At 70.0% G+C, this 1185-nt stretch carries 1 protein-coding gene; it reads right to left on the bottom strand.

Annotated elements, in window-relative coordinates; genetic code table 11:
* Positions 1–68 precede the first annotated feature (68 nt).
* A partial coding sequence (locus tag G6019_RS15090) for an AMP-binding protein (protein WP_182627927.1) occupies positions 69–1185 on the bottom strand: 1117 nt, incomplete at its 5' end.

Here is a 1185-nt window from a genome sequence, read left to right as displayed (position 1 = left end):
CGCCACCGCGCCGCCGATGCCGCCCGACGCGCCGGTGACCAGGACGGCTCCCGGCCGGCGGCCCGCGGTCATCGGAGATCGGTCTTGAGGATCTTGCCCGAGGCGTTGCGCGGGAAGGACTCCACGAACTCCACCTCGCGCGGGCGTTTGAAGTTGGCCAGGCGCTCGCGGCAGAACTTGAGGACGTCCTCCTCGGTGAGCGACGAGCCCTCGCGGCGCACCACGAAGGCCTTGCCGACCTCGCCCATCCGGTCGTCCGGGACGCCGATGACGGCGGTCTCGACCACTCCGTCCAGGCGCGCGAGCGTCTGTTCGACCTCGGCGGGGTAGACGTTGAACCCGCCGGTGATGTACATGTCCTTGAGCCGGTCGGTGATGCGCAGGTTGCCGCGGGAGTCGATCTCGCCGACGTCGCCCGTGTGGAGCCAACCGTCGGGGTCGATGGTCGACGCGGTGTTCTCCGGGTCGTCGAGGTACCCCTGCATGACCATCTCGCCGCGGGTGAGGATCTCACCCTTCTCGCCGATACGGATCTCCATGCCGGGGTAGGCGCGCCCGCACGTGGTGGCCACGGTGACGTCGTCGTCGTCCGCGGTGGTGGTGGTGATGAAGCCCATCGTCTCGGTCTGTCCATACGCGGTGAGTACCGTCTCCAGCCCGAGGTCGGACTGCATCCTCTCGACCAGGATCACCGGGACGACCGAGGCGCCGGTCACCGCCAGCCGAAGGGAGGACAGGTCGAACTCCGCCCTGTCGGGGGCGTCGAGGATGGTCTGGAAGATCGTGGGGGCGCCCGGGAGGACCGTGGCGCCCTCATCCTGTACGAGCCGCATGGTCTCGGTGGGTGAGTACACGGCCAGCGGGATGACCGTCGCGCCGAAGAGGACGCAGACCAGGAAGCCGGCCTTGTAGCCGAAACTGTGGAAGAACGGGTTGACGATGAGGTAGCGGTCGCGCTCGGTGAGCCCACCGTTCGATCCCCACGCCCGCGCCCCGGCGACCGTCTGCCGGTGCAGCGCCACCACACCCTTGCTCTTGCCGGTGGTGCCCGAGGTGAACAGGATGTCGGCGACGTCGTCGCCCGTCACCGCGTCCGCCCGGGCGTCCGCCTCCGCGAGCGAGGCGGCGGTGGCCTCCGCCTGCAGGTCGGTGACGTCGACGACGGCGAGGTCGGCGGTCGCGGTG

The organism is Dietzia sp. DQ12-76, assembly GCF_014145045.1.
Taxonomy (GTDB): Bacteria; Actinomycetota; Actinomycetes; order Mycobacteriales; family Mycobacteriaceae; genus Dietzia.
Note: the sequence above shows the minus strand (reverse complement) of the source record. Positions and strands in the feature narration are given on the sequence as shown.